Below are 13,080 nucleotides of genomic sequence, written 5' to 3' on the forward strand. Positions count from 1 at the left end.
ACGCCCGGGCGGGCCTTCAGCGCGGCGCCGCTGCCTGACGGCGCCGGTGGGACGCCAGCCACGCGCGGGCCTGGGCCTCCGAGTCCGAGAACTCCGCCTCCACCCTCGTGCCGCTGGTGAAGTTGACGACCGCCACGAGCGCGCGCAGCACCTCGCGATGCGTGCGCTTGGCGCCGAAGAAGCAGACCGCGCGGAACCACGTGGGGCTCAGGTGCTTGGCCAGGTACTTGCGCGGCGCGACCGACAGGCCCTCGGAGCTGCTCAGGTCCGCGACGAGGTACAGGGGCTTGTCCGGCCCCGCCTCCAGCTCGTGGAACAGGTCCACCAGCTCCCGCACGTCCGTCTCTGAAAACGCTCCCCGGACCTTGATCCAGAGGATGTCGGAGTCCTCCAGCGAGACACGCTGTGTCCCGAAGACCCACTCCCGCAGCACCGCCATGCCCTCTCCCACGCAGAGGGCCGCAGGGTACCCAAAACCCGGGGCCCGTCACCAGCCCGTGACCCCTCCTTTTCCGAGGGAACCCGCCCGCCCAACCCTCCGGGTCGTCGCGTCCGCGCACGCCACGTGTCCCTCCGGGCCGGGTCATTCCTCGCACGTCGCGTCATGGCGCTGGGATGTGGCCGTTGTGTCACGGCCGGGTCAGCGCGGCGCAGGGGACCTGCGGGGCGCGAGCAGAAAGCCGCTATGCTCGTGGAGCGGGCGGCCAGACGGACGGCCGCCCCTGGGCGCATCTCCGGCCGGTTGTCGGAACGCGCTTCCTTGCTCACCGTGAAGGGTCGCGCCGCTGGCGCGGGGGATGGGAGCGTGGTGCTGGAGTCCTTGTGGAGCAGACGCGCCGTGCTCGTGTCGGGCAAGGGCGGCGTGGGCAAGACGACGCTCTCCGCCGCACTGGCGGTGGCGGCGGCGCGCGCGGGCCGGCCGGTGCTGCTGGCGGAGCTGTCCCCGGACGAGGGGGGCCCGTCCACGCTGGCGGGGCTGGTGGGCGTGAAGGAGGCCGGGCCGCGCGTGGTGCCGGTGGGGCCGAACCTGTCCTTCGTGCGCCTGTCCGCGCAGGAGGGGCACCGGCTGTTCCTGGAGGAGACGCTGCCCGTGAAGTGGCTGGCGGAGGCCGCGCTGCGCTCGCGGGCGCTGCGGCGCTTCCTGGAGGCGGGCCCCGCGCTCAAGGAGATGGGGTTGATGTTCCAGCTCCTGGCGCTGGTGCGCCTCACGCACCCGGACGGCCGCCGGGTGCACCCGCTCACGGTGGTGGACCTGCCCGCCACGGGCCACGCGCTGGCGCTGGCCACGCTGCCCCGGAGCATCCTGTCGCTGATGCCGGGCGGGCCCGTGGGGCGCGCGGTGCGTGAGGGGCTGGACCTGCTCCAGGACCCCGCGCGCACGGGCGTGGTGCTCACCACGCTGCCGGAGCCCCTGCCCGTCAGCGAGACGCTGTCGCTGGTGGGGGAGCTGAAGGACGTGGGCCTGCCCCTGTCCGCCGCGGTGCTCAACCGCATGCCGGAGGACCCCTTCACGCCGGAGTCGCGCGCGGCGCTGGAGCGGCTGTTGGAGACGCACGGGCCGCACCGGGGGCAGCGGGCGCTGGAGCGGCTGGAGCGCGCGCGGATGGCCCGTCAGCGGCTGGCGGCGGGCGTGGGCGTGCCCCACTGGGGCCTGCCGGAGCTGGCGCTGACGGGCATGGCGCTGGTGGAGCGGCTGGCGGAGCTCCTGGAGTCCTCACTCGAAGGAGCCGCGTCCCGCGGCGGACGGGAGGCCACGCCATGAACCTGGACGGCATGCTGCGCGACAAGCGGATCCTCGTGCTGTGCGGCGCGGGCGGCGTGGGCAAGACGACGACGGCGGCGGCGCTGGGCGTGGCCGCGGCGAGAGCGGGTCGCAAGGTGCTGGTGCTCACCATCGACCCGGCGCGGCGGCTGGCGGAGGCCATGGGGCTGAAGGAGAACGGCGCGGAGCCCACCTCCGTGCCCGCGGAGCGCCTGTTCGCGGACGGAAAGCGCGGCGAGGGCCGGCTGGACGTGTGGATGCTGGAGCCGCGCATCGTCTTCGAGCGCATGGTGCGCCGGATGTCCGCCACGGAGAGCGCCGCGCGCACCATCCTGGAGCACCGCCTGTACCGCTTCCTGTCGGAGCTGGTCGCGGGCGTGCAGGAGTACGCCGCCGCGGAGGCGCTGGACAGCTTCATCGCGGAGGGCCACTACGACCTCATCGTCCTGGACACCCCGCCCAGCCGCCACGCGCTGGACTTCCTGGACGCCCCGGGCCGGCTGTCGCGCTTCCTGGACGAGCGGATCATCTCCCTCTTCGGTCCGGACTCGGGCCGCACGGGCCGGCTGTGGCAGGGCGCGCAGGCGCTGGTGGGCAAGGTGCTGGACGGCATCTTCGGCGGCGGCTTCGCGCAGGAGATGCGCTCCTTCGTCGCCGCCTTCGGAGGCCTGTTCGCCGGCATCCGCCTGCACGCGGACCGGCTGCGCGAGCACCTGTCGTCGAAGGACGCGGCGTTCCTGCTCGTCACGTCGCCGGAGGCCGCCGCGCTGCGCGAGGCCACCTTCTTCCAGGAGGCGCTCCAGGCCAAGGGGCTGCCCTTCGCGGGCTACGTGCTCAACCGCAGCTGGGCGCGGGATGACGGCCTGGCCCCGGCCGCCGCGCTGAAGCCGCACGCGAGCAACGCCGCGGACACGGACGCCGTCAGCGCGCTGGAGCACCTGGCGGGCGTGGAGGACGCGCGCGCCAGGGCCCACCGCTCGCTGCTGGCGAGGCTGGCCGAAGGGCTGCCCCGGGGCGCGCTGGCCATCGCCGCGCCGGACGCGGGCGCGGACCTGGAGGACTTCCGGGGGCTGGTGCACCTGGGAGACGCGCTCACCGTCGTCTGACGGCCCGCCCGGGTTGCCTCCCGCGCCAGGGCGGACGGGCGAGCGGCGCCGCACCTGGCCGGCTGGAGCTTTGCGCGTCCGGGCCCGCTTCCCATGTTCGCAAGTCGAGGAGGCTTGCGACGCACATGGGCACCAAGGACTACAGCAACGGAAACGGCAGGCATGACCTGGGGCGCGCGGACATCTCCACGCCTCCCACCGACGCGATGGCCACGCACCGCTCACCGGACGTGGCGCCGCCGGGCTCGCGCGAGCGCTCGGAGTCCGACGTGAGCGGCTGGAGCCCCGGGCGCGACGAGCTGCCCGCGGACCGCCAGGGGCGCTTCCACCGCGCCGCCGCGTGGCGCCTGGGCCGCGTGCGCACGGACGTGGACGACACCGGCACCTGGCGCGCGGACCGCGAGGGCGAGCGCGACGGCGGCGCCACCGGCCCCTACGGCCGCGACGACCGGGACGTGCGCTACGCCAACGGCGCGGGCCCCCGGCGCACCCAGGGCGAGGACACCGTCCAGGAGATGCCCCCCGAGCGCGCCGACTACCGCGAGTGGGACCGCAGCGGCTACGGCGGGGAGGAGCCCCTGCTGCGCGACCGCCCGCGCCGCGCGTCACCGGCGCCGCGCGAGGACCCGCACCTGCGCGAACGGCTGGCCCCCAGGCGGGAGGCCACCTTCCCCCTGGACCCGAGGCTCCGCGCCTCCCGGGACGCGTCCGACGCTTCGCGACGCCGCTGGAAGCGCGAGCCGCTCACCGCGCGCGACATCATGACCCGCCAGGTGCGCACCGCCCGCCGTGACAGCTCCCTGCGCGAGGTGGCGCAGCTGATGCGCGACGAGGACTGCGGCGTGGTGCCCATCGTGGACGCGGAGGGGCGGCTCCTGGGGCTGGTCACGGACCGCGACCTGGCGCTGCGCGCCTTCACGGGCCAACGCGCCGTGGACGGACTGCGCGCCGCGGACGTGATGACGGAGGAGCTGGAGGCGGTGCTGCCGGAGGAGGGCCTGCACGGCGTCATCGAGCTGATGGGCCGCCGCCAGGTGCGCCGCATCCCCGTGGTGGAGCCCGACGACCGGCTCGTGGGCATCATCGCGCTGGGGGACATCGCCAGCCGCGCGGACCAGGACGAGGAGCTGCAGGAGGCGCTGGAGCGCATCTCGTCCCGGCGCTCGTTCTGGAGCCGACTGCGCTGATCAAGGCCCGAGGAGACGGGAGGCGCGGAGGGCCTCCCGTCGTCCAGGCCACGGTCATCAGGCGATGGAGACGACCACGCCGGACGCGTCCGCCGTCGCGGGGAACGTCTTCAGGTTCACCGTCGCCGCGCCCCCGGGGTCGACCACGCCCGTCTTGCTGAACGTGGACGCGTGGCACGGGCAGAGCAGCTCGTTGATGCTCGCCTCGAAGCCCACGGTGCAGCCCTGGTGCGTGCAGACGGAGTCCACCGCGGAGTAGGAGCCGTCCTCCAGCTTGAAGACGAAGATCGTCTTGCCGTAGCCCCTGGGCCGGCCGCTCACCATGCCCCCTGTGTTCTGGAGGTCCGGGAACTCCTCGAAGGTCAGCGCCAACTTGCCGCCCACCACTGCGGGGAAGTTGGGATCACCGTCCAAGATGTTGATGCTCAGCACCTGCGTGCCCGCGTTGTACGTGCACACGTACTGAGTGAGCGGCACCGTCGCGGGCGCCTGCGTCACCGTGCCGTCGAGCGCGAACTTCGACAGGTGGCAGGGGCACACGGCCTCCTTCCCGTCGAAGCCCATGGGGCAGCCCACGTGGGTGCACGTGGCGGACAGCACCGCGTAGGTGTCCGCCGTGGGGTGCATCACCAGCAGGTTCTCCTGCCCGGATTCCTTCGGGAAGCGCAGCGTCACCGCGCCGCCCTCGCGGGACAAATCCGGGTAGCGCTGCACCACCAGCGACACGAGGCCGTCCTCGCCGGGCATGGGCACGTCCAGCACCGGCGCGGGGTCGATGTTGGGCGCGCACGCGGGCGGCAGGCCCGCGACCACCACGCCCGTTCCCAGCAGCTTCTTGAAGAAGTCCCGGCGCGACGAGCTCACGTGCCCTCCGTGAAGACGAGGTGCGGCTCCAGCACCAGCTCGTCTTCCACCTTCACGAGCAGCAGCGTGGGCCGCTCGATGTTGTAGCCCTCCAGGCTGATCTTGAAGGACCCGTCCGCCGTGACCTGCTTCGCGGAGTCGAACTTCACCGTCATGGGGATCTCCACGTCCTTCGTCACGCCGTGGAAGGTGAGCTTGCCCTTGAGGGTCACCGGCACGCTGCCCGGGAAGGTGGCGGGCGGCTTCACGCCGGTGCCCACGGCCTTCACCTCCACCAGCGGGAACCTGGCGGCCTCCGTCACCTCCAGCATGTGCGTGTCGCGGTTGGAGTTCTGCGAGTCGAAGTCCTTCACCTGCGCGCGCACGGCCACCTGCAGGGTGCCGTCCGGCTTCAGCACGGCCTTGCCCTCACTGGGCGGCGCCTTGCCGGACACGGTGTGCATCTTGTGGATGAGCTTGTAGGTGAGGGAGCTGGCGTCCTTCTTCACCGAGTACATCTTCGCGTTCTGCGCGGCGGCGGGCAGCGCGAACAGCAGGGCAGCGGAAAGAACGAGTCGTCGAGCAATCACGGCGTCCTCCAGAGGGGGCTACGTCTTGTCTCCGCACAACGGCCGGCGCGCGGAGACATTCACGACAGGGGGATGGGGTCAGAAAGTGAGCGTGACGATGCCCGCGGCGACGCAGCCCAACGTGGCATAGCCCACCACCTGGTGCGCGGTGGCGTACTTCGGCTCCGTGATCTCGCCGTAGCTGTGGGTGGCCAGGATGCCCAGCACCGCCTGGGCAATCATCCCGGCGGTCGCCAGGCTCATGAAGATCTTGTGGAACGTCACCGTGTCCCACTGGAACGGGCGCTCCACCGGATCCGGAGCCAGCAGGCCCAGCGTGCCCACGGTGGCGAACAGCACCGACGTGCCGATGATGACGCCCCGGTGCCAGGCAAGCAGCGTGCGGTCATCCCCGCCGCCCCGGAACGACTCGTTGAACTGGAGCTGCCCCAGCACGGTGGCCGCGGTGAGGCCGCCCGCCATGGCCAGCCCCAGGCCCTGGTGCAGCTTGAGCATGGTGCGGCGCGTCTCCAGGTCCTTCTGCAGGTTCGGATCCAGCAGGCCCGCGGACGCCTCCGCCTCCGGGGTGAGCAGGTCGAAGTCCAGGCCAGGCTCGGACGACGGCGCGGCGCTGGAGTCCTGCGGCGCGGCGGAGCCGGGCTCCGGCGTGGCGGACACGGGCGGCGTGACGTCCGGCGTCACCGGCGCCGCGGGCGCGGCTTCCTGCGGAGGGGGCGGCACCGGCGTGGCGGGCTTGCGCTTCGCGGGTTTGCGCTTCGCCGCGGCGACCATCACGGGGGCGTCCGGCGCGAGGGCCGCGCCAGCGGGGGAGGCCGCCAGGAGCATGACGGCCAGGAGGGGAGAAATGACGCGGGTCATCATGGGGTTCCCGGGGGACGACGCGGCCCGTCGGAAAAAGGGGGGCCATGTCTTCCCAGGCTACCCCGGCTCGCGGTTCGGGTGCACGGCAGTGCACACAGGGTCCGGGTGTACCTTGCGCTGCCGGCATGTCCCCGGGTGGCCTCAGCCATAAGAACCCCAGGGACCGCCGGAAGTCGCGTCCGTGTGTCAGGCCGGTGTCGTCGAGGGCACCTGCGAGCGGGGCGCGGTGCCGTGCGCGAGCTCCTGGCCCAGGGCGTGCGGGTCGAAGTAGGCGAAGAAGCGGCGGACCCGGTCGCCGTCCCACTCGATGATGGAGACGCCCTCGTAGGCGATGGCGGCCCCGTTGCGCCCGGTGCCCTGCGTCTCCCATTCGAGCGCCACGCGGTCGCCGGACTCAATCATGTTGCGGAAGGTGGACTTCACCTGGCCGAGGGTGCCCTTGTACTCGGTCCAGAAGCGGCGGGCGCCTTCGGTGCCGGAGAAGACGTTGGGTGAAGCGACGTTGCTCACCTGCGCATCGTCGGCGAAGAGGGCGACCATCGGCTCGATGTCGCCGTGCTCCTCCAGTTTCAACAGTGCGTCCACGAACCGCTGCGCTCGTTCCATCGGCATCGGGGGTCCTCGCTCGTCGCGAATGAGAAATCAGGGGTGTGCCCGGGAAGGGTGCGCACGCGAGGGGCAGGTGGCCGCCGTCCGCGGCTGCTCCCTCGTCCTCCGGACGGAGGCCCCACCCCCTTGCTCCCGGGTGGCCCGGTGAAGGAAGACTGAACGCCGTCATGTCCCAGGAAGCCCACCGCCCCGAGCCGCCGTCCACCGCCCCGAGGAAGCAGTCCTGGCAGGAGGCCGAGGCGGCCCTGCTGGCCCTGGCTCCTCCCGCGGCGGTGGCGGGTGAGGCGGAGGCCCAGGCCCCGGCGCCCAGGGCCGTGGAGCACTCGCCGCCCGGCTGGGGCACCGCGGTCTTCCTCGCGCTGTGCGCGCTGTACCAGCTGCGCCGGGTGATGCCGCTGGCGAACGTGACGCCGTGGGACTTCGGGGCGCTGCTCTCCAAGGGCTATGGCACCGTGGCGTTCCTGGTGCTGTTCCCCTCGCTGGTGTCGCTGTGGGGCATCGCGAGGGGCGACCTGAAGCGTCAGGCCAGCGGGTCGGTGTGGTTCGTGCTCCAGGCGGTGGTCTGGGCGTTGATGGCCGTGGTGGCCCTGTTCAAGGGGGAGTTCGTCACGGCGCTCCTGATGCCGTGGCACGCGGCGCTGGTGTGCGCCATCGTGATGGCGATGTCGGCTCCGGCTCCGCTGGAGGCCCCGGTGCCCCCGCGCGCATCGCCGCCCCCGCCCACCGTGCGGCCCGCCACGCCCGAGGACCGGGACGCCATCGCGGGCCTCCAGGACGCGGCGCTCGCGCGGCGGCCCACGACCTTCGAGGCGCCATCCGAAGGCGAGGACGACGGGCGGCACCCGGTGCTGGTGGCGGAGGAGGACGGGCGCGTCGTCGCGTGCGCGGCCACCCGCGCCTACAGCTCGCGCGAGTGCTACGCGGGCGTGGCGGACTTCAGCCTCTTCGTGGCGAAGGACGTCCGGGGCCGGGGCGTGGACGAGTTGCTGCTGAAGGCGCTGTTGAAGGCCGCGGAAGAAGCGGGCCTCCACAAGCTCACCACCTGCGTCCTCGCGGACCAGGAGCACACCCGCAAGCTGTTCGAACGCCTGAGGTTCACCACGGTGGGCACGCACGAGAAGCACGCGCGGGTGGACGGTGCGTGGCACGACGTGGTGGTGGTGGAGAAGTTCCTGCGCTGACACGTCCGGGGTGGCTCCACGGACACTGTCTCCTCATGGCACCCGAGGGCGGGGGCAGCCCCCCTTGCTCGCGGGCCTCCGCCGGAGGATGACTGTCCTCCAGGAGCACCCATGTCCCAGGAAGCCCTCCGTTCCGCGCCGCCGTCCTCCATCGCCGACGAGGCGCCCGACGACGTTCCCGAGTCCCTCGCGGAGGTGTCGTCCCCGCCGCTGACGTTCCTGCTGGAGGAGGTGCGCTCGCCGGGGATGGTGCGCGCGGACATCGACGCGCTCATCGTGGGCCTGGGCCGGCCGCCCGCGCCGGACGAACCGCCGCGGGAGCGGGCGGATCTGCTGCTGGGGCTCCTGGACCGGAGCAACCCGGTGGGGGACTACACGGGTTCGGGCGGGATGAAGGTGCGGCACGCGGCGAAGGAGGCCCTGCTCGCCATGGGCTATCCGTACGCGATGGAGCTGCCGCCTGAATTGCTGGAGACGAAGGGCGCGGACGCCAGGAAGCCGGGGCTGAGCGTGGGCAACGCCACCCTGGCGGTGGTGAGCGCGCTGTACCAGTCGGTGGGCATGGTGGGGGTGTGGATCCTCCTCGAGTACCTCCGGATGCCGGCGGCGGCCGAGGTGACCTTCGGCATCGGCTCGGTCCTCTGGCTCTTCACCGGGCTCTCCCTGATGGGCCATCACTCGCGGTCGAGGGACATGCAGTCCATCGCTTCGACGGTGCTGTGGGCGGCGGCGGTGGTGTGGATCCTGATCGCCCTGCCGTTGGCCCTGTTCTCGTATGGCGTGGCCCTGCTCTTCGTCCCGTGGCACCTGGCGCTGTGGACGGCCATCTCCCTGCGCCCGGAAGCGGAGACGGAGGAGGCGCCGACGAAGCGTTCGGCGCAGTCCTCGCCATGACCGGGAGGTCGTCAGCGCCGTGAGTCCTGGGCCCACTCCTCGCGCGTCCAGCCCTGCCGTTCGTAGAGGGCGCGGCGCTCCGCGGGCAGGGCCTCCCAGGCGACGCCGGGGTCCAGGTCCTGGGGGCGGCTGAAGAGGCCGGGGATGTCGTTGCGGACGGCCTGGGAGGCGCGCTCGGGGGTGAGGCCGCGCAGGCCGTAGCCCAGCTTGAGGCCCGCGTGGCTCTGGCTCTCCTTGTCGGAGACTTCGAAGGAGACGCCGCCGCCGAACTCCGCGGTGCGCGGGTTGAGGGCCGCGTAGGCACGGGCATGCGGGCCCGCGCCCATGGACAGCTCCACCTTGCCCTCCGAGTCGCGGCTCACGCTGACGATGCCCAGGTCCACCTGGAGCTGGGTCTCCGTCTTGCCGTGAGCGTCCATCATCACCTCCAGGCCCAGGGGGCCTGCCTTCGAAGCGATGCCCGCCTGCGTCTGGAGGTCGGTGGTGCCGCGCGCGGAGGCATGGGCCGTGCGCTTGAAGTGGAGCATCTCGTGGGACGCGCTCGCTTCGGCGGAGACGAAGGCACCGGCGGGACGTTCGCCGGAGAGGACCTGCGCGCGGGCGGTGACGGTCTCATAGGCCTGGACGAGCGAGTGTTGGGGTCGTCCCAGGCCGGCCTTCCACTCGGACTCATAGCGTTCGCGCTGGGGGTCGGACCAGGAGAGGCCGAGCGACGTCTCACGCAGGTCCAGCGACTGAGGAGGCCCGAGCGCGCGAAGGGCCTGGAGGCTGCCGGCCTGGGCCACGGCGTCGCCGTAGCGTTGCAGGGAGGCGTCGTAGGCGACGACGGCGGCGCGGCCCGTGTCGGTGGCGTGCCCGTTCACCGCGTCGCGAAGGGCAGTGGGCAGCTTCGGATCATTGACGAAGGTCTCCGGCCGTCCAGGCATGCCGAGCGGCCCCTCCACGCCGCCCGGGCGACGCGAGAGGACGCCGTTGGACGCGGCCTGCTCAAGGAAGGCCTGGCGCGACGGAGCATCCATCCGGGACACATAGGTGGCGAGCAGCCCATCACGGTCCATGCGCTCCAGCGTGGCTTGGTACGCATCGCGAGGCACGGAGCCGAGCGCATCGTGCGTGGCCTTCACATCGCTGTCCGTGAGGAAGGGGTTCGACAGGCTGCGCGTCAGGTGCGAGCGGACCGAGGCATAGACGTCCTCGGGGACGGGGGCGGAGGGGGAGCGCAGCCGGCCGCCCATGGCCGCGAGCTCGCGCGCGGACACTGCGGGACCTTCCGCGTGCGTGGAGGGACGAGGTGAGAACGGAGCAACGGAGGGGCCGTCATAGGGCCGCAGTTCGTTGCGCGACGGCGAGGACGCGCTGCTCTCACCGACGGAGGTCCTGCGGGACGCGGTCGTGCCCACGCGGAGTTCCGGCGCGGGTGCATCAGGTTCAGGAAGCGTGGGTTCGGGGGACAGGGGACTGCTACCGGGCGCATCGATTCGGGACATCAGGCTCGCTCCGAGGAAGGAGGAGCCCGTGCCTGTGCAGCCGGTGCGCCAGCGTCAGGTGCCCGGAATCAGGGGCTTTGAGCCGGGCAGGATCCGCCTTTCGGACCTCACATCCCCAGCCGTGGACTCACTCAGACAGGAGTGCGGTCCAGCCAGGCTCGCAGCCGGTCCCGAAGGTCCTTCAGCTCCGGGCAGACCGTGAGCAGGGCCTGCCACTGGGCTCCCAGTCCCTGCATCGCGCGTTTGCGGCCACTGCCCACCTGCATCAGCCATCCCTTCCGGCGAAGGAAAGGGTCCGCGTAGTGCTCCTTGGGGTCCTGGTGAGCACGAACCTCCGCCCAGGCAGCGCCCAGTTCATCGCGATGCAACGCGAGCATCCACACTTCGACCTCTTCGCGTGCGAGGCAGGCGATGAGCCGATGTGGATGATCCGCTTCGCGACCCGCTGCGTGATGGGAGTTCCGCATCCGATCCCCGTCCCGGTCGACCATCAGGAGGAACAGGTTCTCCATCGGGTTCTCCGCGACGATGCTCTCGATCGTCTTCTTATCGAGCGCTTCGGAAGTGCCTCGGAGATGAGGATCCTTCAGGACCTCGACACGGGCCTTCCGTCCCAATTCCTCGAAGAGCTTTTCGACGATGGGCTTGAGGATGTACTGGTCGCGCGTGGGGTCCTCGGGAATGACGAGGACCTTCACAATGCGCGCTCCAGCCAGCCCGTGGTGAACAGGTGCTCGATGTTGGAGCGCTGCGACACTTCCTCGAAGTGCGGAAGGTCCCCCAGGCGGCGCAGCATCGTGCCCTCTTGGTCTGGGGAGCGAGCGCAGAGCACGGTGTTCTTCAGGGACTCGGCGGACAGAGCTTGAAGGACCTGTGGCGAGTGCGTGGTCAGGATGACCTGAAGCCCGCGCTCACATACGACGGACTCAAGGAACTCGACGAGAAGGTGGATGCGCTGTGGATGAAGTCCGGTTTCAGGCTCTTCCAGAATCACGAGGCTGCCCTCCCGCACGGTCCTCAATGCAACCAGTGTTCCCAGGAAGCGCAATGTCCCGTCCGACAAGCTTCGCGCGGGTGTCCGGGTCCCGTCCTTCTCCACGAGGACGAGCATCACGTCCCCCAGCTCGGTCCTGCTGAAATCGAGGCCGACGATCTCCGGGCCGCACAGCTCGGACAGCCAATCGACCCATTCCTGCTGGGTATCCGGATGGCGCTCGCAGTGGGACCAGAGCACGGACGAGATGTTCTCTCCTTCGGTTCCCAATTCGATGTCCTGCTGAGGCGAGTAGCCCCGCATCCTCGTAGGAATCACCTCGAGGAAGAGAGAATGCCCCAGCGTCAGGGCTTGAGCCGCCGGGCCTGCGTACAGCTCTCTGAAGCGAAGCAGTGCTTGGCGATAGACGCTTTGGTTGGCCTCGTTCGGGACCAAGAAGGTGAGGCTCCGTTCGTCCGTCGAAATGCTGGGTTGTGAGTCGTAGGGCAACAGGCCTTTGACAGGCACTGAATCGACAGCGATCCGAGACGAGCCGCTTAGGACCGGCCCCTCCAGCGACACCCGTTCCCAACGAAACACGGGCTCCCCGCGAACCTCAATGCCCATGCCGTGAGTCATCAGGTCAGGCTCCGCCATCCAGCGAAGCGTCAGCTCAACCAGCGCGTTCGCCGAGCGCGCAAGGCCCATGCTTCCACCGCGCAGTGCGGGAGCGACTTCACGGCCCGCCTCCCGGCGTCCCTGAAGCGATTCCGTCAGCGTCCATCCCAACTCCAGCCGCTGCACCAGCCTCAAGGCATCCAGCAGGTTGCTCTTGCCGGAGCCGTTCGCTCCCACGAGCACCGTCAACGGCGCGAGCTTCACCTCCGCGTCCGCGAAGCTCTTGAAGTTCTTGAGGTGGATGGATTCCAGCATCACCACCACCCTACTTCACGGGCCCCAGCGCGCGAACGCCCATCCCCCACCGAGCGTCTCCCAGAAACGACAAGGGACCCCGGTCCCGAAGGCCCGGAGTCCCAGAACCTGTCCGACAGTCGGACAGGTTTCAGCCCAGCACGTCCTGCGCGCGGCGGTAGTACATCTCGCGGCTCGAGAGGCCGTTGTAGCCGCCGTTGATGCGGCGGGTGACCTCGCGGAAGTTGCCCGCGTCCGCGTAGCTGTTCAGGTTGCGCGACTGCCAGTACCAACCCGCGATGCGGAACGCGACGTCCGGATCCTTCGCGCGCTCCGGGTGCCCTTCCAGGTCGATGCCCAACGCCTTGCCCGCCGCACGGTAGTTCGCTCGGCCCGTCAGCTGGATGGGACCGCGGCCCTTGTAGCGCTTGCCGTCGCCCGGCTGCGTGTTGCCCAGGTCCTTGCGGCCCTCGTACGCGGCGCCAGAGGCGATCTCCTCCATGTAGCGCAGCTCGCCGCTCTCATGCGCCAGCTGGGCCAGGAACATCTCCTTGCGGCGAGGCGTGTTGATGCTCGCCTCCGCCATCGCCTTGTTCAGGTGCGGCAGGTACTGCTCCGCCTTCGCCTGCGACAGGTTCGGCATGATCCGCCGCAGCTGCGCCACCGTCACCCCAC

Annotated in this window: 14 protein-coding genes; 5 read left to right on the forward strand and 9 right to left on the reverse strand. The window is 71.1% G+C overall.

The annotated features are described in order from the left end of the window. Positions 1 to 16 precede the first annotated feature (16 nt). A complete protein-coding gene (locus D7W82_RS10885; RefSeq protein WP_120618275.1) occupies positions 17 to 439 on the reverse strand; it encodes an STAS/SEC14 domain-containing protein in 423 nt (140 codons plus the stop codon). 369 nt (positions 440 to 808) lie between these two features. Between D7W82_RS10885 and D7W82_RS10890 the strand changes: the two genes are divergently transcribed. The 3 genes from D7W82_RS10890 to D7W82_RS10900 all read left to right on the forward strand — a co-directional run bounded on the left by D7W82_RS10890 (position 809) and on the right by D7W82_RS10900 (position 4,055). Beyond that, complete coding sequence (locus tag D7W82_RS10890; protein WP_120618288.1) at positions 809 to 1,762, forward strand: ArsA-related P-loop ATPase; 954 nt, start codon at positions 809 to 811, stop codon at positions 1,760 to 1,762. Further along, positions 1,759 to 2,868, forward strand: a complete 1,110-nt coding sequence (locus D7W82_RS10895) for an ArsA-related P-loop ATPase (protein ID WP_120618276.1) — start codon at positions 1,759 to 1,761, stop codon at positions 2,866 to 2,868. Before D7W82_RS10890 ends, D7W82_RS10895 begins: the two co-directional genes overlap by 4 nt. A 125-nt stretch (positions 2,869 to 2,993) precedes the next feature. After that, positions 2,994 to 4,055 carry a CBS domain-containing protein gene (locus tag D7W82_RS10900; protein ID WP_199727725.1) on the forward strand — a complete coding sequence of 354 codons (1,062 nt, stop codon included), beginning with the start codon at positions 2,994 to 2,996 and terminating at the stop codon, positions 4,053 to 4,055. Between the two features lie 57 nt (positions 4,056 to 4,112). Here the strand turns inward: D7W82_RS10900 and D7W82_RS10905 are convergent, their stop codons facing one another. The 4 genes from D7W82_RS10905 to D7W82_RS10920 all read right to left on the reverse strand — a co-directional run bounded on the left by D7W82_RS10905 (position 4,113) and on the right by D7W82_RS10920 (position 6,961). After that, positions 4,113 to 4,919, reverse strand: coding sequence for a ubiquinol-cytochrome c reductase iron-sulfur subunit (locus D7W82_RS10905; RefSeq protein WP_120618277.1), 807 nt, complete (start codon positions 4,917 to 4,919; stop codon positions 4,113 to 4,115). Next, positions 4,916 to 5,488: a YceI family protein gene (locus D7W82_RS10910; RefSeq protein WP_120618278.1), complete on the reverse strand. Its 573-nt coding sequence runs from the start codon at positions 5,486 to 5,488 to the stop codon at positions 4,916 to 4,918. Before D7W82_RS10910 ends, D7W82_RS10905 begins: the two co-directional genes overlap by 4 nt. Positions 5,489 to 5,566: 78 nt before the next feature. Then, entirely contained in the window at positions 5,567 to 6,349 is a 783-nt protein-coding gene (locus D7W82_RS10915) for a hypothetical protein (protein ID WP_120618279.1), read from the reverse strand. 186 nt (positions 6,350 to 6,535) lie between these two features. Continuing rightward, on the reverse strand, positions 6,536 to 6,961 hold the full coding sequence (locus D7W82_RS10920; RefSeq protein WP_120618280.1) for a nuclear transport factor 2 family protein: 426 nt from the start codon (positions 6,959 to 6,961) through the stop codon (positions 6,536 to 6,538). Positions 6,962 to 7,125: 164 nt separating this feature from the next. On the opposite strand from D7W82_RS10920, the gene D7W82_RS10925 reads away from it, so the two are divergent. Next, positions 7,126 to 8,139: a GNAT family N-acetyltransferase gene (locus D7W82_RS10925; protein ID WP_147439290.1), complete on the forward strand. Its 1,014-nt coding sequence runs from the start codon at positions 7,126 to 7,128 to the stop codon at positions 8,137 to 8,139. 111 nt (positions 8,140 to 8,250) lie between these two features. Continuing rightward, on the forward strand, positions 8,251 to 9,033 hold the full coding sequence (locus tag D7W82_RS10930) for a hypothetical protein (protein ID WP_120618282.1): 783 nt from the start codon (positions 8,251 to 8,253) through the stop codon (positions 9,031 to 9,033). Between the two features lie 11 nt (positions 9,034 to 9,044). On the opposite strand, the gene D7W82_RS10935 is transcribed toward D7W82_RS10930, so the two are convergent. The 4 genes from D7W82_RS10935 to D7W82_RS10950 form a co-directional block, all read right to left on the reverse strand. Further along, positions 9,045 to 10,433, reverse strand: a complete 1,389-nt coding sequence (locus D7W82_RS10935; RefSeq protein WP_147439291.1) for a hypothetical protein — start codon at positions 10,431 to 10,433, stop codon at positions 9,045 to 9,047. Positions 10,434 to 10,651: 218 nt separating this feature from the next. Further along, on the reverse strand, positions 10,652 to 11,218 hold the full coding sequence (locus tag D7W82_RS10940) for a hypothetical protein (protein ID WP_120618284.1): 567 nt from the start codon (positions 11,216 to 11,218) through the stop codon (positions 10,652 to 10,654). Then, complete coding sequence (locus D7W82_RS10945) at positions 11,215 to 12,426, reverse strand: AAA family ATPase (protein ID WP_147439292.1); 1,212 nt, start codon at positions 12,424 to 12,426, stop codon at positions 11,215 to 11,217. The genes D7W82_RS10940 and D7W82_RS10945 overlap by 4 nt, the downstream gene beginning before the upstream one ends. A 130-nt stretch (positions 12,427 to 12,556) precedes the next feature. Further along, positions 12,557 to 13,080 (reverse strand): glycoside hydrolase family 19 protein (locus D7W82_RS10950; protein WP_147439293.1); only part of this gene is annotated, 524 nt, incomplete at its 5' end.

The sequence above is a fragment of the Corallococcus sp. CA049B genome (assembly GCF_003611685.1).
Lineage (GTDB): Bacteria > Myxococcota > Myxococcia > Myxococcales > Myxococcaceae > Corallococcus > Corallococcus coralloides.

What these genes read in the sequence shown, in the direction of transcription:
- D7W82_RS10925 (WP_147439290.1), top strand. Translation starts at nt 7,126, where the DNA reads ATGTCCCAGGAAGCCCACCGCCCCGAGCCGCCGTCCACCGCCCCGAGG.
- D7W82_RS10885 (WP_120618275.1), bottom strand. Translation starts at nt 439, where the DNA reads ATGGCGGTGCTGCGGGAGTGGGTCTTCGGGACACAGCGTGTCTCGCTG.
- D7W82_RS10895 (WP_120618276.1), top strand. Translation starts at nt 1,759, where the DNA reads ATGAACCTGGACGGCATGCTGCGCGACAAGCGGATCCTCGTGCTGTGC.
- D7W82_RS10930 (WP_120618282.1), top strand. Translation starts at nt 8,251, where the DNA reads ATGTCCCAGGAAGCCCTCCGTTCCGCGCCGCCGTCCTCCATCGCCGAC.
- D7W82_RS10945 (WP_147439292.1), bottom strand. Translation starts at nt 12,426, where the DNA reads ATGCTGGAATCCATCCACCTCAAGAACTTCAAGAGCTTCGCGGACGCG.
- D7W82_RS10900 (WP_199727725.1), top strand. Translation starts at nt 2,994, where the DNA reads ATGGGCACCAAGGACTACAGCAACGGAAACGGCAGGCATGACCTGGGG.
- D7W82_RS10915 (WP_120618279.1), bottom strand. Translation starts at nt 6,349, where the DNA reads ATGATGACCCGCGTCATTTCTCCCCTCCTGGCCGTCATGCTCCTGGCG.
- D7W82_RS10920 (WP_120618280.1), bottom strand. Translation starts at nt 6,961, where the DNA reads ATGCCGATGGAACGAGCGCAGCGGTTCGTGGACGCACTGTTGAAACTG.